This window comes from Curtobacterium salicis, from assembly GCF_011759505.1.
Classification (GTDB): Bacteria; Actinomycetota; Actinomycetes; order Actinomycetales; family Microbacteriaceae; genus Curtobacterium; species Curtobacterium salicis.
In genome coordinates, this window is record NZ_JAAOYO010000001.1 from 310937 (window position 1) to 333852 (window position 22916).

Annotated in this window: 16 protein-coding genes and 1 tRNA gene; 15 read left to right on the forward strand and 2 right to left on the reverse strand. The window is 70.6% G+C overall.

Annotated features, from left to right (window positions below; translation table 11 throughout):
- The first annotated feature begins 4 nt into the window (after positions 1-4).
- From trpB to E9228_RS01515, 7 genes are all read left to right on the forward strand, one after another.
- On the forward strand, positions 5-1219 hold the full coding sequence (gene trpB, locus E9228_RS01485) for a tryptophan synthase subunit beta (protein ID WP_166778842.1): 1215 nt from the start codon (positions 5-7) through the stop codon (positions 1217-1219).
- Complete coding sequence (trpA, locus tag E9228_RS01490; protein ID WP_166778843.1) at positions 1216-2010, forward strand: tryptophan synthase subunit alpha; 795 nt, start codon at positions 1216-1218, stop codon at positions 2008-2010. Before trpB ends, trpA begins: the two co-directional genes overlap by 4 nt.
- A 127-nt stretch (positions 2011-2137) precedes the next feature.
- A complete protein-coding gene (gene lgt / locus E9228_RS01495) occupies positions 2138-3127 on the forward strand; it encodes a prolipoprotein diacylglyceryl transferase (protein ID WP_166778844.1) in 990 nt (329 codons plus the stop codon).
- 306 nt (positions 3128-3433) lie between these two features.
- Positions 3434-7951: a glutamate synthase large subunit gene (gene gltB / locus E9228_RS01500; protein ID WP_166779354.1), complete on the forward strand. Its 4518-nt coding sequence runs from the start codon at positions 3434-3436 to the stop codon at positions 7949-7951.
- 62 nt (positions 7952-8013) lie between these two features.
- On the forward strand, positions 8014-9471 hold the full coding sequence (locus E9228_RS01505; protein ID WP_166778845.1) for a glutamate synthase subunit beta: 1458 nt from the start codon (positions 8014-8016) through the stop codon (positions 9469-9471).
- 97 nt (positions 9472-9568) lie between these two features.
- Entirely contained in the window at positions 9569-11014 is a 1446-nt protein-coding gene (gene pyk, locus E9228_RS01510) for a pyruvate kinase (RefSeq protein ID WP_166778846.1), read from the forward strand.
- Between the two features lie 164 nt (positions 11015-11178).
- On the forward strand, positions 11179-12318 hold the full coding sequence (locus tag E9228_RS01515; RefSeq protein WP_166778847.1) for a VIT1/CCC1 transporter family protein: 1140 nt from the start codon (positions 11179-11181) through the stop codon (positions 12316-12318).
- Positions 12319-12343: 25 nt separating this feature from the next.
- On the opposite strand, the gene E9228_RS01520 is transcribed toward E9228_RS01515, so the two are convergent.
- The gene (locus E9228_RS01520) at positions 12344-12883 is read right to left on the reverse strand and encodes a DUF308 domain-containing protein (RefSeq protein ID WP_166778848.1); all 540 of its coding nucleotides are present in this window, start codon (positions 12881-12883) and stop codon (positions 12344-12346) included.
- Positions 12884-13020: 137 nt separating this feature from the next.
- On the opposite strand from E9228_RS01520, the gene E9228_RS01525 reads away from it, so the two are divergent.
- The 3 genes from E9228_RS01525 (at position 13021) to E9228_RS01535 (ending at position 14334) form a co-directional block, all read left to right on the forward strand.
- Positions 13021-13100, forward strand: a tRNA-Leu gene (locus E9228_RS01525).
- A gap of 106 nt (positions 13101-13206) precedes the next feature.
- Complete coding sequence (locus tag E9228_RS01530; RefSeq protein ID WP_110825040.1) at positions 13207-13812, forward strand: ANTAR domain-containing response regulator; 606 nt, start codon at positions 13207-13209, stop codon at positions 13810-13812.
- A gap of 51 nt (positions 13813-13863) precedes the next feature.
- Positions 13864-14334, forward strand: coding sequence for a GNAT family N-acetyltransferase (locus tag E9228_RS01535; protein WP_166778849.1), 471 nt, complete (start codon positions 13864-13866; stop codon positions 14332-14334).
- Positions 14335-14379: 45 nt separating this feature from the next.
- Here the strand turns inward: E9228_RS01535 and E9228_RS01540 are convergent, their stop codons facing one another.
- The gene (locus E9228_RS01540; RefSeq protein WP_166779355.1) at positions 14380-14748 is read right to left on the reverse strand and encodes a PaaI family thioesterase; all 369 of its coding nucleotides are present in this window, start codon (positions 14746-14748) and stop codon (positions 14380-14382) included.
- 141 nt (positions 14749-14889) lie between these two features.
- On the opposite strand from E9228_RS01540, the gene polA reads away from it, so the two are divergent.
- The 5 genes from polA (at position 14890) to E9228_RS01565 (ending at position 22900) form a co-directional block, all read left to right on the forward strand.
- Positions 14890-17562: a DNA polymerase I gene (polA, locus tag E9228_RS01545; protein ID WP_166778850.1), complete on the forward strand. Its 2673-nt coding sequence runs from the start codon at positions 14890-14892 to the stop codon at positions 17560-17562.
- A 149-nt stretch (positions 17563-17711) separates the two neighbouring features.
- Positions 17712-19391, forward strand: a complete 1680-nt coding sequence (locus E9228_RS01550; RefSeq protein WP_166778851.1) for a DUF885 domain-containing protein — start codon at positions 17712-17714, stop codon at positions 19389-19391.
- Positions 19392-19566: 175 nt separating this feature from the next.
- Positions 19567-21018, forward strand: coding sequence for a 30S ribosomal protein S1 (gene rpsA / locus E9228_RS01555; RefSeq protein WP_166778852.1), 1452 nt, complete (start codon positions 19567-19569; stop codon positions 21016-21018).
- 206 nt (positions 21019-21224) lie between these two features.
- Positions 21225-21827 carry a dephospho-CoA kinase gene (coaE, locus tag E9228_RS01560; RefSeq protein WP_166778853.1) on the forward strand — a complete coding sequence of 201 codons (603 nt, stop codon included), beginning with the start codon at positions 21225-21227 and terminating at the stop codon, positions 21825-21827.
- Positions 21824-22900: a BPSS1187 family protein gene (locus E9228_RS01565; protein ID WP_166778854.1), complete on the forward strand. Its 1077-nt coding sequence runs from the start codon at positions 21824-21826 to the stop codon at positions 22898-22900. The genes coaE and E9228_RS01565 overlap by 4 nt, the downstream gene beginning before the upstream one ends.
- Positions 22901-22916 lie beyond the last annotated feature (16 nt).

The following is a 22916-nucleotide window of genomic DNA, read 5'->3' on the forward strand; positions in this document are numbered from 1 at the left end:
CACCGTGACCTCACTCCGTGACCTGCAAGGCCCCTACTTCGGCGACTTCGGTGGGCGGTTCGTCCCCGAGTCGCTCGTCCTGGCGCTCGACGAACTCGAGACCGCGTTCCGTGCGGCCTGGGCGGACCCGTCCTTCCGGAACGAGCTGGACACCCTCCAGCGCGACTACACCGGACGTCCGTCGATCATCACCGAGGTGCCGCGGTTCGCGAAGCACGCCGGTGGCGCCCGGATCATCCTCAAGCGCGAGGACCTCAACCACACCGGCTCGCACAAGATCAACAACGTGCTCGGTCAGGCACTCGTCGCGCGCCGACTCGGCAAGACCCGGCTGATCGCGGAGACCGGGGCGGGGCAGCACGGCGTCGCCACCGCGACCGCGGCCGCCCTGTTCGGCATGGACTGCGTCGTGTACATGGGTGCCGTCGACACCGAGCGCCAGGCGCTCAACGTCGCCCGGATGCGGCTGCTCGGGGCAGAGGTGATCCCGGTCGAGACCGGTTCGCGCACCCTGAAGGACGCCATCAACGACGCCCTCCGCGACTGGGTCGCGAACGTCGACTCGACGCACTACCTCCTCGGCACGGTCGCTGGCCCGCATCCCTTCCCCGAGATGGTGCGCCAGTTCCACAAGGTCATCGGGGAGGAAGCCCGGCAGCAGGTCCTGGACCGCGTCGGTCGTCTCCCCGACGCCGTCGCCGCGTGCGTCGGCGGCGGATCGAATGCGATGGGCATCTTCGAGGCGTTCCTCGACGACGAGTCCGTCCGCCTGCACGGGTTCGAAGCGGGCGGTGACGGGGTCGAGACCGGCCGTCACGCCGCCAGCATCACCCTCGGGCGCGAAGGCGTGCTGCAGGGGGCCAAGTCGTACCTGATGCAGGACGAGGACGGCCAGACCATCGAGAGCCACAGCATCTCCGCCGGGCTCGACTACCCGAGCGTCGGCCCGGAGCACGCGTACCTGGCGTCGATCGGCCGGGCCAAGTACGAGCCCATCACGGACACCGAGGCGATGGAGGCCTTCCGCCTGATGAGCCGGACCGAGGGCATCATCCCCGCGATCGAGTCCTCCCACGCCCTCGCCGGAGCGATCAAGCTCGGCAAGGAGCTCGGGCCGGAGGGTGTCATCCTCGTGAACCTCTCCGGACGCGGCGACAAGGACGTGGCTTCGGCCAGCCGCTACTTCGGCATCCTCGACGAGACGGCGGAGCAGTCATGAGCACGAACAAGACCGTTGCCGAAACCATCGACCGCGCCAACGCCGAGCGCGCCGGGGCCGTCGTCGGCTACCTGCCGGCCGGCTACCCCGACCTGCAGACCAGCGTGGACGCGGCCGTCGCCCTCGCCGAGAACGGCGTCGACGTCATCGAGCTCGGCCTGCCGTACTCCGACCCCGTGATGGACGGCCCCGTCATCCAGCGCGCGGCAGAGGAGAGCCTGGCGAACGGGTTCAAGGTGGCGCAGGTGTTCGACGCCGTCAACGCCATCACCGAGCGGGTCGACGTGCCGGTCCTGGTGATGACCTACTGGAACCCGGTGCTGCGGTACGGCGTCGAGCGCTTCGCCGACGACCTGGTCGCCGCGGGTGCCGCCGGCCTCATCACGCCGGACCTGATCCCGGACGAGGGACAGCAGTGGATCGACGCGTCCGAGCGCACCGGGCTCGACCGGGTGTTCCTCGCGGCGCCGTCCTCCACCGACACCCGCATGCGTCAGGCCGTCGACCGCAGCCGCGGCTTCGTGTACGCCGTCTCGACGATGGGCGTCACCGGTGCCCGTTTGGGCGTCGACACGGCCGCTCGCACGGTCGTCTCGCGGCTCCGCGACGCCGGTGTCCAGCGCACCTGCGTCGGCCTCGGCATCTCGACCGCCGAGCAGGTCGCCGAGGTGCTCGAGTACGCCGATGGAGCGATCATCGGCTCCGCGTTCGTCCGTGCCCTCGCCGACCTCGGCGTGACCGGTGTCGCGGAGCGCGCGGCCGACCTGTCGTCCGGCGCAGCACGGCGCTGAGCCGCGCTACAGTGATCCGGGCCGACCGGGCCCGCAGGCAGTGCTCACCGGGTAGTGCCGACCGGGCCGAGAGGGTCGCCAGCCCCATCGGCTGCCCAGCTCCACACGTGAAAGGCGACAGTCGCACATGCCCCTCCTGAGCATCCCGAGCCCGAGCACGGCCTGGCAGTACTTCGACCTGACCGCCTGGCTGCAGCGTGTGGCCGGCTTCACGCTGCCGCTCGACTTCCGGATCCACGCGTACGCGATCTGCATCCTCATCGGGATCGTCATCTGCGTGCTGCTCACGAACAACCGGCTCAACGCGCGCGGCGCCGAGCGGTGGATCATCATCGACATCGCGATCTGGGCGGTACCGGCGGGCATCATCGGCGGTCGCCTGTTCCACGTCTTCACGCACGTCAGCGACTACTTCGGCCCCGGCATCGACCCGTTCTCGATCTTCTACATCTGGGAGGGCGGGCTCGCCATCTTCGGCGCGCTGATCCTGGGCTCCGTCGGCGCCTGGATCGGCTGCCGCATGACGGGCTTGCGCTTCTCGGCGTTCATCGACGCCGCCGCCCCCGGCGTGCTGCTCGCCCAGGCCGCCGGCCGACTCGGCAACTACTTCAACCACGAGCTCTTCGGCATGCCGACGAACCTGCCGTGGGGCCTGCAGATCGAGGCCTCGAACCCGGCGTACCCGAAGGGCCTGCCGGAGGGCGTGCTGTTCCACCCGACGTTCCTCTACGAGATCATCTGGAACGTCGTCGGTGCCGTGCTGATCCTGCTCATCGACCGCCGTTTCCGCCTGCAGTGGGGCCGCGTCATGGCGCTCTACCTCGTCTGGTACGGCATCGGTCGGTCGGTGCTCGAGTCCATCCGTGTCGACACGAGCGAGACCTTCGCCGGCGTCCGCACCAACGTCTGGATGTCCTTCGCCGCGATCCTGCTCGGCGTCCTCGTCTTCGCGATCCAGTCGCGACGACACGTCGGCAAGGAACCCAGCCCGTACCTGCCGGGTCGCGAGCCTCGCTCGAAGTCCGATGTAGACTCGGACGACACCTACTCGGAGCACGACACCACGACCGGTGTCGCCGATCCGGAGCCGGTCGCCGCCGTCGCCGACCGACACTGAGGTCCCCAGCCTCTCCCCGAACGCAGCACCACACCGCGCTTGCGGTCCGCCACAAGCGGACCCCACTCCTCGCACGCCGTCAGGGCACAGCCTGACGGCGAGCACGGGCACCAGTCCCGCCCGCTCGGGCGGAACGCACCACCGGGCCATCGCTGTCCCTGTTCCACTTCCTCGTGAGGACGGTTCCCCATGGCGCTCCTGCCACCCCAGCCCTCTGCACTCCCGAACGGCGCGTCAGCCCCGTCGTCGCGGACCGGGCTCCGCTCGCCGCACCGACGGTTCTCGGCGATCCCCGACGCCGCCGGCATGTACGACCCGGCGAACGAGAAGGACGCCTGTGGCCTCGCCATGGTCGCGACGCTCCGCGGGACGCCCGGGCACGACATCGTCGACGCCGCGCTCGGCGCGCTCCGGAACCTCGAGCACCGCGGTGCCGTCGGCTCCGACGCCGGCACCGGTGACGGGGCCGGCATCCTCTGCCAGGTCCCGGACGACTTCTTCCGCGCCGTCGTGGACTTCGACCTGCCGGACGCCGGACAGTACGCCGTCGGCACGGCCTACCTGCCGCTCGACGCCGCCGCCCGCGCGGAAGTCAAGACGTCCGTCGAGCAGCTCGCCGTCACCGAGGGGCTCCGTGTCCTCGGCTGGCGCGAGGTCCCGGTCCGGCCCGAGGTGCTCGGCACCCTCGCCCGCGCCGCGATGCCCGCCTTCGAGCAGGTCTTCGTCGCGTCCACCCACCACGACGAGCAGGGCGCGCTCCGCTCCGGCATCGACCTCGACCGCCAGGCCTTCCGCCTCCGCAAGCGCGCCGAGCAGGGCAGCGAGCTCTACTTCATGTCGCTGTCGAGCCGCACCATGGTCTACAAGGGCATGGTCACGACGCTGCAGCTCGAGCCGTTCTACCCGGACCTCAGCGACGAGCGCTTCGCCTCCCGTCTGGCGATCGTGCACTCGCGGTACTCGACGAACACGTTCCCGTCCTGGCCCCTCGCGCAGCCGTTCCGGTCGCTCGCACACAACGGTGAGATCAACACCGTCCGCGGCAACCGCAACTGGATGCGCGCCCGTCAGTCGCAGCTCGAGAGCGACCTGCTCGGCGACATGGCCCCGCTGCTGCCGATCGTCAGCCCCGGTGCGAGCGACTCGGCCTCCTTCGACGAGGTCCTCGAGCTCCTCACGCTCACCGGGCGGTCGCTGCCGCACGCGATGTCGATGATGGTGCCGGAGGCCTGGGAGAACCAGACCGACATGGACCCCGAGCTCCGGGCGTTCTACGAGTACCACTCGATGCTCATGGAGCCGTGGGACGGCCCGGCGGCCATCACCTTCACCGACGGCACGCTCGTCGGGGCCACGCTCGACCGCAACGGCCTGCGCCCCGGTCGCTTCCTGGTGACCGACGACGGCCTCATCGTGATGGGCAGTGAGACCGGTGTCATCGACGTGCCCGCGTCCAAGGTGGTCCGGAAGGGCCGTCTCCGCCCGGGTCGGATGTTCCTGGTCGACACCGAGAACGGTCGGATCATCGAGGACGACGAGGTCAAGCGCGAGCTCGCGACCTCGGGGCCGTGGGCCGACTGGCTCGAGTCCGGGCGCATCAACCTCAACGACCTGCCCGACCGCGAGCACATCGTGCACACGCCGGCGTCGGTGACCCGGCGTCAGCGCGCCTTCGGGTACACCGAGGAAGAGGTCCGCGTCCTGCTGCGTCCGATGGCGCAGACCGGCGCGGAGCCGCTCGGAGCCATGGGGTCGGACACCCCGATCGCCGTGCTGTCGCAGCGACCGCGCCTGCTGTTCGACTACTTCACGCAGCAGTTCGCCCAGGTCACGAACCCGCCGCTCGACTCGATCCGCGAACAGGTCATCACGTCGATGGGTCTCGGACTCGGTCCGGAGCGCAACCTGCTGAGCGCCGGACCGGAGCACGCGAAGCAGATCGTGCTCGACTTCCCGGTGATCGACAACGACCAGTTGGCGAAGATCCAGCACTTCGAGACGGCCTCCGGCCGGCACCTCACCGTGACGATCCGTGGGCTCTACCGGGTCGACGCCGGCGAGACGGCGATGGAGCAGCGCCTCCAGGCCGTCTGCGACGAGGTCGATGCGGCGATCGAGTCGGGCAAGCAGTTCATCGTCCTGTCGGACCGCGACGGCAACGCCGAGAGCGCGCCGATCCCGAGCCTGCTGCTGCTCGCCGCGGTGCACCACCACCTGATCCGGACCGAGCAGCGCATGAAGGTCGGCCTGATCGTCGAGGCCGGCGACGTGCGCGAGGTCCACCACGTCGCCACGCTCATCGGGTACGGCGCCTCGGCGATCAACCCGTACCTCGCCATGGAGACCTGCGAGAACCTCGTGCGCTCCGGCATGATCACCGGGCTCACCCCGGAGCAGGCCGTGAAGAACGTCATCAAGGCGCTCGGCAAGGGCGTCCTGAAGATCATGTCGAAGATGGGCATCTCCACGGTGTCCAGCTACGCCGGCGCCCAGGCGTTCGAGGCCGTCGGCCTGAGCCAGGAGTTCGTCGACCGGTACTTCACCGGCACGTCGTCCATCCTCGGCGGCGTCGACGTCGACGTGATCGCGGCCGAGAACGCCGAGCGTCACGCCCAGGCCTACCCGCAGGACGGCGCGGTGCTCTCGCACGAGCGCCTGCAGACCGGCGGCGAGTACCAGTGGCGCCGTGAAGGACCGCCGCACCTGTTCAACCCGGACACCGTCTTCCGCCTGCAGCACGCCACCCGTGCCCGCCGGTACGACGTGTTCCGCGAGTACTCGAAGGCGGTCGACGACCAGTCCGAGCAGCTCATGACGCTGCGCGGCCTGTTCGGGTTCTCCGCCGGCGACCGCACCCCGGTGCCGCTCGACGAGGTCGAGCCGATCGCCGAGATCGTCAAGCGCTTCAACACCGGTGCGATGTCCTACGGGTCCATCTCGCAGGAGGCCCACGAGACGCTCGCGATCGCGATGAACCGCCTCGGCGGGCGGTCCAACACCGGCGAGGGCGGCGAGGACGTCGAGCGGTTGCTCGACCCCGAGCGCCGCAGCGCGATCAAGCAGGTCGCCTCCGGCCGGTTCGGCGTGACGAGCATGTACCTCACGCACGCCACCGACATCCAGTTGAAGATGGCCCAGGGCGCCAAGCCCGGCGAGGGTGGTCAGCTGCCCCCGCAGAAGGTGTACCCGTGGGTCGCCCGCACCCGTCACGCCACCGCGGGCGTCGGCCTCATCTCGCCCCCGCCGCACCACGACATCTACTCGATCGAGGACCTCAAGCAGCTGATCTTCGACGTCAAGCGCGCCAACCCCTCGGCGCGTGTGCACGTCAAGCTCGTCAGCCAGTCCGGCATCGGCGCGGTCGCGGCCGGCGTGACGAAGGCCCTGGCCGACGTCGTGCTGGTCTCCGGTCACGACGGTGGGACCGGTGCCAGCCCGCTGAACTCGCTGAAGCACGCCGGCACGCCGTGGGAGATCGGACTCGCCGAGACGCAGCAGACGCTCATGCTCAACGGCATGCGCGACCGCGTCACGGTGCAGGTCGACGGGCAGATGAAGACCGGTCGTGACGTCGTCGTGGCCGCCCTGCTCGGCGCCGAGGAGTACGGCTTCGCCACCGCTCCGCTGGTCGTCGAGGGCTGCATCCTGATGCGCGTCTGCCACCTCGACACCTGCCCGGTGGGCGTCGCGACGCAGAACCCCGAGCTCCGCAAGCGCTTCTCCGGCAAGCCGGAGTTCGTCGTGAACTTCTTCGAGTTCATCGCGCAGGAGGTGCGCGAGCTGCTCGCCGAGCTCGGCTTCCGCAGCCTCGAGGAGGCGATCGGTCACGCCGACGCCCTCGACGTGGACCGTGCGGTGGAGCACTGGAAGGCCTCCGGTCTCGACCTCGGGCCCGTGCTCAAGGGACCGGACTTCGCCCCCGACGAGCCGCGCAGCCGTCGCCGCGCGCAGGACCACGAGCTCGAGCAGCACTTCGACGTCCGGCTCATCGCCGAGGCGTCCGACGTGCTCGAGCACGGTGGGACGCTGGCGCTCGACCTGCCGATCCGCAACACGGAGCGCGCGGTCGGCACGATGCTCGGCCACGAGGTCACCCTGCGCCACGGCGAGAACGGTCTGCCGACCGGGTCGATCGACATCACGCTCCGCGGGTCCGCCGGGCAGTCGCTCGGCGCCTTCCTGCCGGCGGGCATCACGCTCCGCCTGGTCGGTGACAGCAACGACTACGTCGGCAAGGGCCTGTCCGGCGGCGAGATCGTCGTCCGTCCCGCCGAGGACGTCGGGTTCGACCCGGCCGAGAACGTCATCGCCGGCAACGTCATCGGCTACGGCGCCACCCAGGGCAGCATGTTCATCCGCGGCATCGTGGGGGAGCGCTTCCTGGTCCGGAACTCCGGCGCGACCGCGGTCGTCGAGGGCGTGGGCGACCACGCGCTCGAGTACATGACCGGTGGTCTCGCGCTCATCCTCGGCGAGACCGGCCGGAACCTCGGCGCCGGCATGTCGGGAGGCACGGCGTACGTCCGCGGGCTCAGTCGCGAACTCGTCAACACCGACGCGTTGGCCTCCGGCGAGCTCCGGCTCGAGCCGCTCGACAGCGCCGACGTCGAGATCGTCACCGACCTGCTCCGCCGGCACGCCGACGAGACCGGTTCGACGATCGCCGCGGGCCTGCTCGACGCCGGCGACCTCTCCGAGTTCGTCAAGGTGTTGCCGCGCGACTACGCGGCCGTGCTCGAGACGCGTCGCCAGGCCGTCGACGAGGGCCTCGACCCGGACGGCACCGTCGTCTGGAACCGCATCCTGGAGGTCACCGGTGGCTGACAGCACGTGCACCCGCACTCCCCACTCCCGCTCGACCCGCACCACCACCCAGGAGGTGACCCATGGCTGACCCCAAGGGGTTCCTGAAGGTCCAGGAACGTGAACTGCCGCCCCGCCGCCCCGTCCCCGTCCGCCTCATGGACTGGAAAGAGGTCTACGAGCAGCAGGAGTCCGGTGCGCTGAAGCGTCAGGCCGGCCGATGCATGGACTGCGGTGTGCCGTTCTGCCACCAGGGCTGCCCGCTCGGCAACCTCATCCCGGAGTGGAACGACCTCACCTGGCGTGGCGAGGGTCGTCAGGCGATCGAACGTCTGCACGCGACGAACAACTTCCCGGAGTTCACCGGTCGTCTGTGCCCGGCCCCCTGCGAGGCGTCCTGCGTGCTGGGCATCAACCAGCCGCCGGTCACCATCAAGCAGGTCGAGGTCTCGATCATCGACGACGCGTTCCAGAACGGGTGGGTCACCCCCCACCCGCCGGAGCGCCTGACGGGCAAGACCGTTGCGGTCGTCGGATCCGGTCCCGCCGGGCTCGCCGCCGCGCAGCAACTCACCCGCGCCGGCCACACCGTCGCCGTCTACGAGCGCGACGACCGCATCGGGGGTCTGCTCCGCTACGGGATCCCGGACTTCAAGATGGAGAAGCGGCAGATCGACGCCCGCCTCGCCCAGATGCAGGCCGAGGGCACCCGCTTCCGGGCCGGTGTCGAGATCGGCCGGGACATCACCTGGGACGACCTGAAGTCGCGGTACGACGCGGTCGTCGTCGCCACCGGCGCCACGGTGCCGCGTGACCTGCCGATCCCGGGCCGCGACCTGGCCGGCGTGCACTTCGCCATGGACTACCTGGTCCAGCAGAACCGCGCGAACGCCGGCACGGTCGTCGACAACCAGATCAGCGCCGAGGGCAAGCACGTCGTCGTGATCGGCGGCGGGGACACCGGTGCGGACTGCATCGGCACCGCGCACCGGCAGGGCGCGCTCAGCGTGACGAACCTGGCGATCGGCAAGCAGCCGCCGCTGGAGCGCCCGTCGGAGCAGCCCTGGCCGATGTTCGCGACCGTGTTCGAGGTCACGAGCGCCCACGAGGAGGGCGGGGAGCGCATGTTCCTCGCGTCCACGGTGGAGTTCCTGTCCAACGAGGCCGGCGAGGTCCGTGCACTCCGCGTCGCCGAGACCGAGTACCTCGACGGCCGCCGCGTCCCGAAGGCCGGCACCGAGCGGGAGATCCCGGCGGACCTGGTGCTCATCGCGCTGGGCTTCACCGGTCCCGAGACGGACACGCTCGAGCCCCAGTTGGGTCTGCCGACGAGCGTCTCCGGCGGCGTCAGCCGTCAGGCCGACTACACGACCAACGAGCCCGGTGTCTTCGTCGCCGGCGACGCCGGCCGTGGACAGTCCCTGATCGTCTGGGCCATCGCCGAGGGCCGCGCCGCCGCCGCGAAGGTCGACGAGTACCTCGAGGGCTCGACGATCCTGCCCGCACCGGTCAAGGCGACGGACCGGGCGATCTCGGTCTGATGGTCCCCTCCCCGTAGACGAGAGGCCACCTGCACTCGATAGGGTGCTGGTGGCCTCTCGTCGTTCCCGAAGCCACACCACCACACGAAGGAATCCATTGAGACGCGCAAAGATCGTTTCGACGCTCGGACCTGCAACCGCCGACTACGAGGTCGTCAAGCAGATCATCCAGGCCGGGGTCGACGTGGCCCGCCTGAACCTCAGCCACGGTGACTACAGCGTGCACGAGGCCAACTACGTGAACGTCCGCCGGGCCGCCGAGGAGCTCGGCAAGCCCGTCGCGATCCTCGTCGACCTGCAGGGTCCGAAGATCCGTCTCGCGAAGTTCGCGGACGGCCCGCACGAGCTGGCCGTCGGTGACGAGTTCACCATCACGACCGAGGACGTCCCCGGTACCAAGGACGTCTGCGGCACGACCTTCAAGGGCCTGCCGCAGGACGTCAAGCCCGGTGACCCGCTGCTCATCGACGACGGCCGGGTCCGCCTGCGCGTCCTCGACACCGACGGCGTGCGCGTGCGGACCGAGGTCGTCGTCGGCGGCACGGTGTCGAACAACAAGGGCATCAACCTGCCCGGCGTGGCCGTGAACGTCCCCGCACTCAGCGAGAAGGACGAGGCCGACCTCCGCTGGGGCATCCGCCAGGGCGCGGACCTCATCGCACTGTCGTTCGTCCGCAACGCCTCGGACGTCGTCCGCGCGCACGAGATCATGGACGAGGAGGGCAAGCGCCTCCCCGTGATCGCGAAGGTCGAGAAGCCCCAGGCCGTCGACGCGCTCGAGGAGATCATCGACGCCTTCGACAGCATCATGGTCGCCCGCGGTGACCTCGGTGTGGAGCTCCCGCTCGAGGCCGTCCCGATCGTGCAGAAGCGTGCCGTCGAGCTGTCCCGCCGGATGGCGAAGCCGGTCATCGTCGCGACGCAGATGCTCGAGTCGATGATCTCGTCCCCGATCCCGACCCGCGCCGAGACCTCCGACGTCGCGAACGCCGTCCTCGACGGGGCCGACGCGGTCATGCTCTCCGGTGAGACGAGCGTCGGCGACTACCCGGTCGAGACGGTCCGCACCATGGCGCGCATCGTCGAGTCCACCGAGGACCACGGCCTCGAGCGCATCGCGCCGCTCGGCACGAAGCCGCGCACCCTCGGCGGTGCGATCACCCTCGCTGCGGTCGAGATCGCCGAGTTCACCGAGGCGTCCTACCTCTGCGTGTTCACCGAGTCCGGCGACTCCGCACGACGCATGTCGCGCCTCCGCCACGGTCTGCCGATCATCGCCTTCACGCCGAACGAGGCGACCCGTCGTCGCCTCGCGCTGACCTGGGGCGTGCGCTCCTTCCTGGTCGACCGGAAGACGCACACCGACGAGCTCTTCTCGCAGGTCGACGACGTCCTCATCGGCAACGGCCTCGCGATCCCCGGCGACCGCGTCATCGTCACGGCGGGATCCCCTCCCGGACTCGAGGGCTCGACGAACGACCTCCGCGTACACCGCGTCGGTGACGCGCACGCCGAGGCCGCGCCGGCCTACGTCCGCGACTGACCGCGGAGCGTCCCGACCGGAGGCCGTCACCCGCATCGGGTGGCGGCCTCCCGTCACGTGTCCGCTCGACCTGGACGGCCGGGAGGCCCGGCGTGCGTCCCCGGGGCGGCACGCGTCGGTAGCGTGGTGCCGTCCCGACCGACCGAACACGCGAGGAGCGTCACATGAGTGAGCCCGACCTCCAGTCAGTGGGCACGACGCCCTCCCGTGCCGACGTCCAGCGGTGGCGCCGCTACCTGGCGGACGAGCGCGCCGAGGCCGCCGTCTACCGCAACCTGTCTGCGCGCCGCACCGGGGAGGAGCGCGAGATCCTCGCCGGTCTCGCCGAGGCGGAGGGGCGACACGAGCAGCACTGGCGCGACCTGCTCGGCGACGAGGTCGGCCGACCGCTCGCGGGCAGCCTGCGGACCCGTGTCCTCGCGGCACTGGCGAAGCGGTTCGGGTCGGTGTTCGTGCTCGCGCTGATGCAGCGTGCCGAGGACCGGTCGCCCTACGCCGACGACGCCGACGCGACCGCGACGATGGCCGCGGACGAACGCATCCACGGCGAGGTGGTGCGGGGGCTCGCCAACCGGGGGCGGATGCGCCTGTCCGGGACGTTCCGCGCGGCGGTGTTCGGCGCGAACGACGGGCTGGTGTCGAACCTGGCGCTGATCATCGGCATCAGCGCCTCGGGCGCGGACCGACACTTCGTCCTGCTGAGCGGCATCGCGGGTCTGCTCGCGGGTGCGCTCTCGATGGGCGCGGGGGAGTACGTCTCGGTGCGGTCCCAGCGCGAGTTGCTCGAGGCGTCCGCACCGCACCCGGAGGCGCAGCACGCGGTCGCCGACCTGGACGTCGACGCGAACGAGCTCGCGCTGGTGTACCGGGCCCGGGGGATGAGCGAGGTCGAGGCAGCGGCACACGCCGCCGAGGTCATCGCCGCGCTGTCGGCAGCGCCGCCGTCGGGCTCCGTCCCCGTCGTCCGGTCGCGGTCGGCGCTGCCCCGCCCGAGCGTCCCGGACGACGCCGCGGACCACGAGGCGATCGGCACCGGCACGAGCGCGGCGCTCTCGAGCTTCTGCTTCTTCGCCTCGGGAGCCGTGATCCCGGTGCTGCCCTACCTGTTCGGGCTCGAGGGGTGGCCGGCGATCGGGGTCGCGGCGGCCCTGGTCGGCCTGGCGCTGCTCGGGACGGGTGCGGTGGTCGGCGTGCTGAGTGGTGCCTCGCCCCTGCGACGAGCCCTCCGGCAACTGGGGATCGGCTTCGGCGCCGCGGTCGTGACGTACCTGCTCGGCCTGCTCTTCGGGACGAGCACGGCCTAGCGCCGATCCACGCGAGCCGGCGAGGTCAGCGGCGTGCGGCCGCGCGCGGCGGCAGCAGGAGCAGTGCCGCGCTGCCGACCCCGACGAGGGCGATGCCGGCGAGGACCGTGAACACCTCGAGCGCCGTCGTCGGCGCGAGGAGCACGGCCGCACCGCAGAGCACCGAGAGCACACCGCTGACGACCGACGGGGCGCGCGAGGACCCGGGATGCCCGACGAGTGCCCCGACCAGAGCCGCGACGCCCTCGACCAGGAAGCCGATCCCGGCGAGGACCGCGTACACGACGAGCGGCACCGCGGGGTCGAGGAGCGTGACGAGTCCGGCGATCCCGACCAGGGTTCCGACCACGCCGGAGGTCCAGCGCCAGACCGCCGGCGTACCGTGCCCTCGCGCTGCGGCGAACACCCGCATGGCGCCCGCGACGACCAGGTAGACGCCGAACAGCAGTGCGACGAGCACGAGCGTCGGGCGCGGCCAGACGACGGCGACGACGCCGGCGGCCACCGCGACGACGGCGGTGACGACGACGAACGCGCGGAACGTGCGGACGGCACGAGAGTCCACGGGGCTCCTCCCTGACAGGTCAGCCGGACCTCCGACCGTACCGTGACCGGGCGGCGCGCGTCGCGGTGTGCCGCTCGCCGGACGCGAGCTGGCCGGAACCTGCGGCTCCGGGCGCTCCTGCTACGCTGGCACGGCTCGCGAGTGTGGTGGAATGGTAGACACGGGGCACTCAAAATGCTCTGCCTCTGGCGTGCGGGTTCGAGTCCCGCCACTCGTACTTGTCCTGATCTTGATCGGCCTGGTCCTGATGCATCGGCGTCGGCCTCGTGTGATCGGCGGCGGGGTTGCCGCGGTCGGATCGAGCGTCTAGTAGGCTCTCCGTCGTGAGTGACACAGAAGCAACCGCAGCCGCACCCCGTCGCGTCGTCGTCGCCGAGGACGAGTCGCTCATCCGCCTCGACATCGTCGAGATCCTCCGCGACAACGGGTTCGACGTGGTCGGCGAAGCCGGTGACGGTGAGACCGCGGTGCAGCTCGCGACCGATCTGCGTCCCGACCTCGTCATCATGGACGTCAAGATGCCGCAGCTCGACGGCATCTCCGCAGCCGAGAAGCTGTCCAAGAACCACATCGCGCCGGTCGTCCTCCTGACGGCGTTCAGCCAGAAGGAACTCGTCGAGCGTGCGACCGAGGCCGGCGCGCTGGCCTACGTCGTGAAGCCCTTCACCCCGAACGACCTGCTCCCCGCGATCGAGATCGCCCTCTCGCGGTACCAGCAGATCATCACGCTCGAGGCAGAGGTCGCCGACCTCGTCGAGCGGTTCGAGACCCGCAAGCTCGTCGACCGGGCCAAGGGTCTGCTCAACGAGAAGATGGGCCTGACCGAGCCCGAGGCGTTCCGGTGGATCCAGAAGGCGTCCATGGACCGCCGTCTGACCATGCACGACGTCGCCAAGGCGATCATCGAGCAGCTCAGCGCCAAGAAGTAGTCGCCGACGGGTCCGCGCCCGCTCCGCCACGTCGCGTGGCAGGGTGAGGGCATGGACGACGTGGTGATCCGGGCCTCCCGACCGGCCGACCTGCCGACGGTCGCCGACCTCCGCTGGCGGTGGAGCGTCGACGAGGGTGGAGCACCGCCCGAGGTGGACGCTGCCGGGTACCGCGACGCGATGGTGTCCTTCGCGGCAGCACACCCGGGATCCCACCGGTGCGTGGTCGCCGAACGTGACGGCGTCGTGCTCGGGATGGGCTGGCTGGCGCTCACCGAACGGCCACCGACGCCGGACCGACCCGGTCGCCGCGTGACCGGTGACGTGCAGACGGTCTACGTGCACCCGGAGCTGCGCGGCCGGGGCGTCGCGGGGCGGATCGTCACGGCACTGCTGGAGCTCGCGGACGACGCCGGGGTCGAGCGGACCTCGGTCCACTCGAGCGTCGACGGCGAGACGCTCTACCGCCGGCTCGGCTTCGGAGACAATCCACTGCTGCTGCAGCGACCGCCCGACGCCTGACGCCTGACGGGGCGGACCGGCCGTCGCAGCGTCGGTGTCGACGCCTCAGCGGGCGTCGCGGATGATGTTCGTGATGCGCACCGTCGAGCAGCGTCGCCCCTCGTCGTCGGTGAGGACGATCTCGTGCGTGGTGAGCGTCCCGCCGAGGTGGATGGCCGTGCACGTCCCGGTGACGCGACCGCTCGTCGCGCTGCGCGTGTGCGACGCACTGAGTTCGATGCCGACCGCGTAGCGTCCGGGGCCGGCGTGGATGTTCGCCGCCATCGACCCGAGGCTCTCGGCCAGGACGACGTACGCGCCGCCGTGCAGCAGACCGGCGGGCTGCCGGTTTCCCTCGACCGGGATGGAGGCGACGGCCCGGTCTGCTCCGAGCTCCGTGACGACCATGCCCATCTTGTCGGCCAGCTGGCCCATGCCCCGTTCCAGGTACTCGGCAACTGCTGCCGGGGGACCCTGGACGGTCTGTTCGTCGGTCACGTCGCGTCGGCCTTCCGCGTTCTCGTTCCGCCCGGACCGAGGCCGCACCCTGTCGGGGGCCGTCGGTAGGCTGTCCGGGTGTCGGACTCCGCAAAGCCTACCCTCATGGTCATCGACGGCCACTCGCTCGCCTTCCGGGCCTTCTACGCGCTGCCGGTCGACAGCTTCGTGAACCGCGAGGGGCAGCACACGAACGCCATCCACGGGTTCATCTCGATGCTGCTCATGCTCCTGCAGCGCGAGAAGCCGACGCACCTGGCCGTCGCCTTCGACATCTCGCGGTTCTCGTTCCGCACGCGGGAGTACGCCGAGTACAAGGGCACCCGATCCGAGACCCCGGCCGAGTTCAAGGGCCAGATCCCGCTGCTGCAGCAGGCGCTCGAGGCGATGGGCATCACGACCGTCACGAAGGAGGACTTCGAGGCGGACGACATCCTCGCGACCCTGTCGAAGCAGGGCGCCGACCAGGGCTTCCAGGTGTTCGTGGTGTCCGGTGACCGTGACGCGATCCAGCTCGTCAACGACGACGTGACGCTGCTCTACCCGTCGGTCCGCGGGGTGTCCGAACTCACGCGGTACGACCGCGACAAGGTGTACGAGCGGTACGGCATCGAGCCGCACCAGTACCCGGACATCGCGGCCCTGGTGGGGGAGACCAGCGACAACCTGATCGGCGTCGACAAGGTCGGCGAGAAGACCGCGGTGAAGTGGGTCACCCAGTACGGCTCGCTCGACGGGGTGCTCGAACACGCCGACGACATCAAGGGCGTCGTCGGCAACAACCTCCGCGAGCAGAAGGACCGGGCGATCCGGAACCGCCGTCTGAACCGGCTGGTCACCGACGTCGAACTGCCGGTGGGGCCGGCGGACGTCGCCCTCCGCCCGCTCGACGAAGCCGCGGTGCGCGAGCTGTTCGCCACCCTGCAGTTCCGGACGCTGCTCGACCGCGTGTTCAAGGTCGTCGGCAGCGGGGACCCGACCGACCCGTCGACGACGGACGGCAGTGTCGAGGACGCCGGCCCGACACCGCCGCCGGTGAAGACCCTGATCGACGAAGAGCTCGGCTACTGGCTCGAGCGCAAGGCCGCCGCCGACGCCGAGAACGGTTTCGGGGTCGCCGTCGAGATGATCGACGGGCGGCTCAGCGCGATCGGCATCGCGACGCACGACGACGCCGTGCTGGTGCCGGGCGGCAGCGGTGCGCAGGACTACGAGCAGCTGTCCGCCTGGTTCGCCTCGGACGCCCCGAAGCACTTCCACGACGCCAAGGCCGCGATCAAGGCGCTCGGCACCGTCGGGATCACCGTCGCCGGTGTCGCCGGCGACGCGCGCATCACCGGATGGCTCGCGAACCCCGGCAAGCAGGGGCAGCCGCTGGCCGACCTCGTCTACCAGGAGCTCGGCGAGGAACTGCCGACGGCGGACCCGAACCAGCTCGTGCCGGAGACCGACCCGGTGAACGTCGGGGTGCACGCCTGGTACGTCCTCCGGGTCGTCACCGCGCTCCGGGCCCGCGTCGACCCGACCTCGCTCACGGTCCTCGACGACATCGAGCTGCCGCTGACGTCGGTGCTGGCCCGGATGGAGACCACCGGCGTCGGCATCGACCGCCCGGTCCTCACGGGGCTGTCGCACGAGCTCGGAGAGCGGGCGGCGGACCTCGCCCAGCAGGCCTTCGGCGAGATCGGGCACGAGGTCAACCTCGGGTCGCCGAAGCAGCTGCAGGAGGTGCTCTTCACCGAGCTCGCGATGCCGAAGACCCGCAAGACCAAGACGGGTTTCTCGACCGACGCCGCGAGCCTGACCGACCTGCAGGAGCAGCACCCGCACCCCTTCCTCGGGCTGCTGCTCCAGCACCGTGACGCGACGAAGCTGCGACAGATCGTCGACACCCTCGACGCCGCCGTGGTCGACGGTCGCATCCACACCCGGTACGAGCAGACCGGCACGAGCACCGGCCGCGTGTCCTCGACCGACCCGAACCTGCAGAACATCCCGGTGAAGACCGCCGTGGGTCGACGGATCCGGTCGGCCTTCGCGGTCGCCGAGCCGTACACGACGCTCCTCACCGCCGACTACTCGCAGATCGAGATGCGGATCATGGCGCACCTGTCGGGCGATGCGGGCCTCATCCAGGCGTTCAACGAGGGCGAGGACCTGCACCGCTTCGTCGGCGCCCGGGTCTTCGGTGTGGAGCCGTCCGACGTCAGCCCGGAGATGCGCACCAAGGTCAAGGCGATGTCCTACGGCCTGGCGTACGGGCTGAGCGCGTTCGGTCTGTCGAAGCAGCTCCGCATCGAGCAGAGCGAAGCCCGCACCCTGATGACCGAGTACTTCGCCCGCTTCGGTGCGGTGCGCGACTACCTCCGGAACGTCGTGGAGCAGGCCCGCGAAGACGGCTACACCGAGACCATCTTCGGTCGTCGTCGTCCGTTCCCCGACCTGAAGAGCCCGAACCGGGTGCTCCGCGAGAACGCCGAGCGTGCCGCGCTGAACGCGCCGATCCAGGGCTCGGCCGCCGACATCATGAAGATCGCGATGCTCGGCGTCGACGCGGACCTCCGCGACGGCGGCCTCGGCTCGCGGCTGCTGCTGCAGGTGCACGACGAACTGATCCTCGAGATCGCACCAGGGGAGCAGGACCGGGTCGAGGACATCCTCCGCACCCGCATGGGCGGCGCCGCCGAGCTGACCGTCCCGCTCGACGTGTCGGTCGGCGTCGGCGCGAACTGGGAGGCGGCGGCGCACTGAGCGCGGTCGCACCCGCGTGAGCGGCGGGACGGACGGGAGGCGCGCCTCCCGTCCGTCCCGCCGCTCGCTCCGTGCCGGTGGAGAGGGTCGTGCCGGTTGGGAGGGCCGTGCCGGTGGGGAGTGGCGTGCTGGTGGGTAGGGTCGGGGACATGAGCGATGACCGTCCCGTCCGTCAGCCGTCCGCCGTCGACCAGGTCGCCGAGCAGTGGGTCACCACGCTCGTGGACCTCGACCCGACCGTCGCCACGTACATCGGCGTCCCGGGTCACACCGACGGGTACGGCGACACCTCACCGGCGGGCGCCGCGGCCCTCGCCGACGCCGCCCGTGCGGCACGCCGTGCGCTCGACGCCGCCGACGCCAGGGACGACGTCGACCGGGTGACGAAGACCGACCTCGGTGCCGAGCTCGACCTGACCGTCGAGTCGTACGAGCGGAAGCTGCACCTCCGCGACCTCAACGTCATCCAGAGCCCGGCGCAGTCGCTCCGCGACGTCTTCGACCTGATGCCGACCGCGACGGCCGAGGACTGGCAGGACGTCGCCGGCCGCCTGCAGGCGCTGCCGGACGCGTTGGAGGGCTACCGCGAGACCCTGCTCGAGGGCACGCGAGAGGGCGTCACCGCGGCGAAGCGCCAGGTCGAGCTGATCGCCGAGCAGGCCGCCCGGAACGGTGCGCCCGACGGGTTCTTCCGTCAGCTCGCCGACGGCGCCGCGCTCGAGGGCGGAGCTCCGGTGCCCGACCAGCTGCGTGCCGAGTTGGCCCGCGGGGCAGAGGTCGCCGCGGCCGCCTACCGGTCCTTCGGCGCGTTCCTGCAGCACGACGTGCTGCCGCTCTCGACCCCGGTGGACGCCGTCGGCCGCGACGACTACGCACTGCATTCCCGCCGGTTCCTCGGGGCCGTCGTGGACCTCGACGAGACGTACGAGTGGGGCATCGAGGAGCTCGCCCGGATGCGCGACGAGCAGGAGCGCATCGCCGACCGCATCGAGTCCGGTGCGAGTGTCGCCCGGGCGATCGAGGTCCTGGACGCCGACCCGGCGCGGGTGCTGCACGGCACCGACGCGCTCCGTGCCTGGATGCAGGAGACCAGCGACGAGTCGATCCGCGCGATGGACGGCCGCTACTTCGACATCGCGGACCCGATCAAGCGCCTGGAGTGCCGGATCGCCCCGACGCAGGAGGGCGGGATCTACTACACGGGTCCGTCCGACGACTTCTCGCGGGCCGGCCGGATGTGGTGGTCGGTGCCCCAGGGCGTGACGGAGTTCGGCACGTGGCGTGAGAAGACCACGGTGTACCACGAGGGTGTGCCGGGTCACCACCTGCAGATCAGCCAGGCGGTCTACAACCGCGGCGAACTCAACACCTGGCGCCGACAGCTCGCGGGTCCGTCCGGTCACGTCGAGGGCTGGGCGCTCTACGCGGAGCGCCTCATGGAGCAGCTCGGCTTCCTCGACGACGACGGCGATCGGCTCGGCATGCTCGACGGGCAGCGGATGCGGGCGGCCCGCGTGGTGCTCGACATCGGTGTGCACCTGCAGAAGACCAACCCGGACGGCGGCGGCTGGACGTGGGAGTACGCCCTCGACTTCATGGGGCAGAACGTCAACATGGACCCCGCGTTCGTGCAGTTCGAGGTGGCGCGGTACTTCGGGTGGCCGGGGCAGGCTCCGTCGTACAAGGTCGGCCAGCGCGTCTGGGAGTCGATCCGTGACGACGTCGCGGCGCGCGAGGGGGCGGCGTTCGACCTCAAGGCGTTCCACCACCGGGCCCTCGCACTGGGCGGTGTCGGTCTCGACACCCTGCGGAGTGCGCTCGTCGGCTGAGGCGACACGCCCGGTTGTGGGCGCCCCTCACGCTGGATAGACTTGTGCGGCGCAATCCGCGCCAACAACACTCATCGCCATGGTGGCTCGCACCGGTCGCACGACCGGCTCGCGGACCGGGGGTCGCTCCCTCGCCGCCACGGCCCGACTCATGTCCGTTCGGAGCAATCTCTACATGACAACCACCACGACCAAGGCTCCCAAGCAGGTCGCCATCAACGACATCGGCTCGGCTGATGACTTCCTGGCCGAGGTCGAGAAGACCCTGAAGTTCTTCAACGACGGAGACCTCATCTCCGGCACCGTCGTGAAGATCGACCGCGACGAGGTCCTCCTCGACGTCGGTTACAAGACCGAGGGCGTCATCCCCTCGCGCGAGCTCTCGATCAAGCACGACGTCGACCCCAACGAGGTCGTCAACGTCGGTGACGAGGTCGAGGCCCTGGTCCTCCAGAAGGAGGACAAGGAAGGCCGCCTGATCCTGTCGAAGAAGCGTGCACAGTACGAGCGTGCATGGGGCGACGTCGAGAAGATCAAGGAGTCCGACGGCGTCGTGACCGGTACGGTCATCGAGGTCGTCAAGGGCGGTCTGATCGTCGACATCGGCCTCCGCGGCTTCCTCCCGGCATCGCTCATCGAGCTGCGCCGTGTCCGCGACCTGACGCCGTACCTCGGTCAGGAGCTCGAGGCGAAGATCCTCGAACTCGACAAGAACCGCAACAACGTGGTCCTCTCGCGCCGCGCCCTGCTCGAGCAGACGCAGTCCGAGTCGCGCACCACGTTCCTCAACAACCTCCACAAGGGCCAGGTCCGCAAGGGCGTCGTCTCGTCGATCGTCAACTTCGGTGCGTTCGTCGACCTCGGCGGCGTCGACGGTCTCGTCCACGTCTCCGAGCTCAGCTGGAAGCACATCGAGCACGCCAGCGAGGTCGTCGAGGTCGGTCAGGAAGTCACCGTCGAGATCCTCGAGGTGGACCTGGACCGCGAGCGCGTGTCGCTCTCGCTCAAGGCCACCCAGGAAGACCCGTGGCAGGTCTTCGCCCGCACCCACGCGATCGGTCAGATCGCGCCGGGCAAGGTCACGAAGCTCGTGCCGTTCGGCGCCTTCGTCCGCGTCGCGGATGGCATCGAGGGCCTGGTGCACATCTCCGAGCTCTCGAACAAGCACGTCGAGCTCGCCGAGCAGGTCGTGTCCGTGGGCGACGAGGTCTTCGTCAAGATCATCGACATCGACCTCGACCGTCGCCGCATCTCGCTCAGCCTCAAGCAGGCCAACGAGGGCGTCGACCCGGAGAGCACCGAGTTCGACCCGGCGCTCTACGGCATGCCGACCGAGTACGACGACAAGGGTGACTACAAGTACCCCGAGGGCTTCGACCCGGAGACCAACGAGTGGCTCGAGGGCTACGACACCCAGCGCACCGAGTGGGAGGGCCAGTACGCGGCCGCCCAGGCGCGTTGGGAGGCCCACAAGGCCCAGGTCGCCAAGTCCCTCACCGAGGAGGCGCAGGATGGCTTCGACCTCCCGGCCGCCGCTTCGACGTTCACGAGCGAGGCGACCGGAGCCGGCACCCTCGCCGACGACGCGTCCCTCGCCGCGCTGCGCGAGAAGCTCAGCAACAGCTGAACGGATGTGACCGGGTGAGCTGACCACCCGACCCATCGACCGGAGCCCGGTCCTGATCGTCCCCCAGGGGATGGTCGGGGCCGGGCTCTTCGGCGTCGTGCGCTCCAGTGTCGTGCGCTCCGGCGTCGTGCACTCCGGCGTGCGTCGGGCTCCTCGGGATCGACGGCTGGGAGCATTCGTGGAGCAGTCCGTGCGACGCTGTCCGAGTGCGCATCATCGGACTCACGGGCGGCATCGCCGCGGGCAAGTCGACGGTCTCCCAGCGGTTCGCCGCACACGGCGCGGTCGTCGTCGACGCCGACCAGCTCGCACGGGACGCCGTGGCGCCCGGCAGCCCGGGGCTGCAGGCGGTGCGGGAACGCTTCGGGAACACGGTGATCGCCCCCGACGGCAGCCTCGACCGTCCGGCGCTCGGTGCCGTCGTGTTCGCCGACCCGGAGGCGCGCAAGGCCCTCGAGGCCATCACCCACCCCGAGGTCTGGCGGCTCGCGCAGCAGCGCTTCGACGCTGCCGAAGCAGCCGACCCGGACGCTGTCGTCGTCTACGACGTGCCGCTCCTCGCCGAGGCGCAGGGGACCCGGCCGCTGCGGTTCGACGCCGTCGTGGTCGTCGATGCCCCTGCCGCGGTCCGGATCGAACGGCTCGTCGAGCACCGCGGGATGCCCCGCGACGACGCCGAACGCCGTGTGGCCGCGCAGGCCTCCGACGCCGACCGGCTCGCCCTGGCCGACCACGTGGTCGACGCGACCGGCACGCTCGAGCAGACGCTCCGCTCGGCCGACGAGGTCTGGGCGCGACTCGTCGGATGAGGACGCACCACCGGCTGCTCGTCGTCGCGGTCCTCGTCCTCGTCGCCATGGGCCTCGCCGCACTGGTCGGCGCGAACGTGCTCGGCGGCCAGCGGGTCGCCGAGGGCGGCCGACCTGGGCAACCCCACCGGACGCTCGAGCCCGGTGAAGCACCGCACGGCGACTTCCACCGGTTCCGGCTCGGCGCCATCGACGGGGAACGCCTGGCTCCGAACCGCGATGACTTCGCAGCCCGGACCGCGCCGAACGGACCGCTGCTGCTGTTCCTGCCCGCCACCCGGGCGAAGCCCGCCGACTACCAGCGCTTCCTCACCACGGCGCTCGACGACGGCTACCACGTGCTGGGCCTCGACTACTGGAACCTCGGCAAGACCCTGTCCGGCACGTGCGAGTCCGACGCCCGCTGCTACGGCCAGGTGCAGCGGAACCGGTTCGACGGTACCCGCGGATCCGCGCTGAGCGACGTCAGCCCCGCGGGCTCGATCGTGTCGCGCTTCCGGGACGCGGTGGCCCACCTGGACGACGTGGACCCCGCCGGCGGCTGGGGTCGGTTCGTGCGGCCCGACGAGGACATCCGGTGGCGGGACATCGTCGTCGCCGGACACTCGCAGGGCGGCGGGGAGGCGGCTTACATCGCGCACATCCGGCCCGTGCTCGGTGCGCTGATGTTCTCGTCACCCGTGGAGTCCGTCGGGCCGGTGCACGCCGCGTGGATGGACCGACCCGGGCAGACCCCCGCGAGCCGGATGTACGCGCTCGACGACGTCCGGGACACCTTCGGCCCCCGGATCACGGGTTCATGGTCGGCCCTGGGACTCGACGGGGACCGATCGAGCGAGGGCCCGGCCGGCAAGGACGGTCCGTGGCGGACGGACACCGCACCGCCGCCGCCCGGTGCCGATCCGCACGCGGTCCTCACCGACCTGCCCGTCGGTGACCCGCACTGGGCGCACTCGCGGATCATCAAGGACACGACGCCGCTCGACGAGCACGGCGACCCGCGGATGCTCCGGATCTGGCAGTGGATGCTGCACCGGTTCCCGACTCCTGCCGTTCCCTCCGGACGGTCATAGGCAGCGGAAATACGAT

Bases quoted from the DNA above. Each gene is read 5' to 3' on its own strand.
- trpA (WP_166778843.1), top strand. From the start codon at position 1,216: ATGAGCACGAACAAGACCGTTGCCGAAACCATCGACCGCGCCAACGCC.
- E9228_RS01540 (WP_166779355.1), bottom strand. From the start codon at position 14,748: ATGGGCCAGCTGGCCGACAAGATGGGCATGGTCGTCACGGAGCTCGGA.
- rpsA (WP_166778852.1), top strand. From the start codon at position 19,567: ATGACAACCACCACGACCAAGGCTCCCAAGCAGGTCGCCATCAACGAC.
- E9228_RS01505 (WP_166778845.1), top strand. From the start codon at position 8,014: ATGGCTGACCCCAAGGGGTTCCTGAAGGTCCAGGAACGTGAACTGCCG.
- lgt (WP_166778844.1), top strand. From the start codon at position 2,138: ATGCCCCTCCTGAGCATCCCGAGCCCGAGCACGGCCTGGCAGTACTTC.
- E9228_RS01535 (WP_166778849.1), top strand. From the start codon at position 13,864: ATGGACGACGTGGTGATCCGGGCCTCCCGACCGGCCGACCTGCCGACG.
- E9228_RS01565 (WP_166778854.1), top strand. From the start codon at position 21,824: ATGAGGACGCACCACCGGCTGCTCGTCGTCGCGGTCCTCGTCCTCGTC.
- E9228_RS01550 (WP_166778851.1), top strand. From the start codon at position 17,712: ATGAGCGATGACCGTCCCGTCCGTCAGCCGTCCGCCGTCGACCAGGTC.
- E9228_RS01515 (WP_166778847.1), top strand. From the start codon at position 11,179: ATGAGTGAGCCCGACCTCCAGTCAGTGGGCACGACGCCCTCCCGTGCC.
- gltB (WP_166779354.1), top strand. From the start codon at position 3,434: ATGTACGACCCGGCGAACGAGAAGGACGCCTGTGGCCTCGCCATGGTC.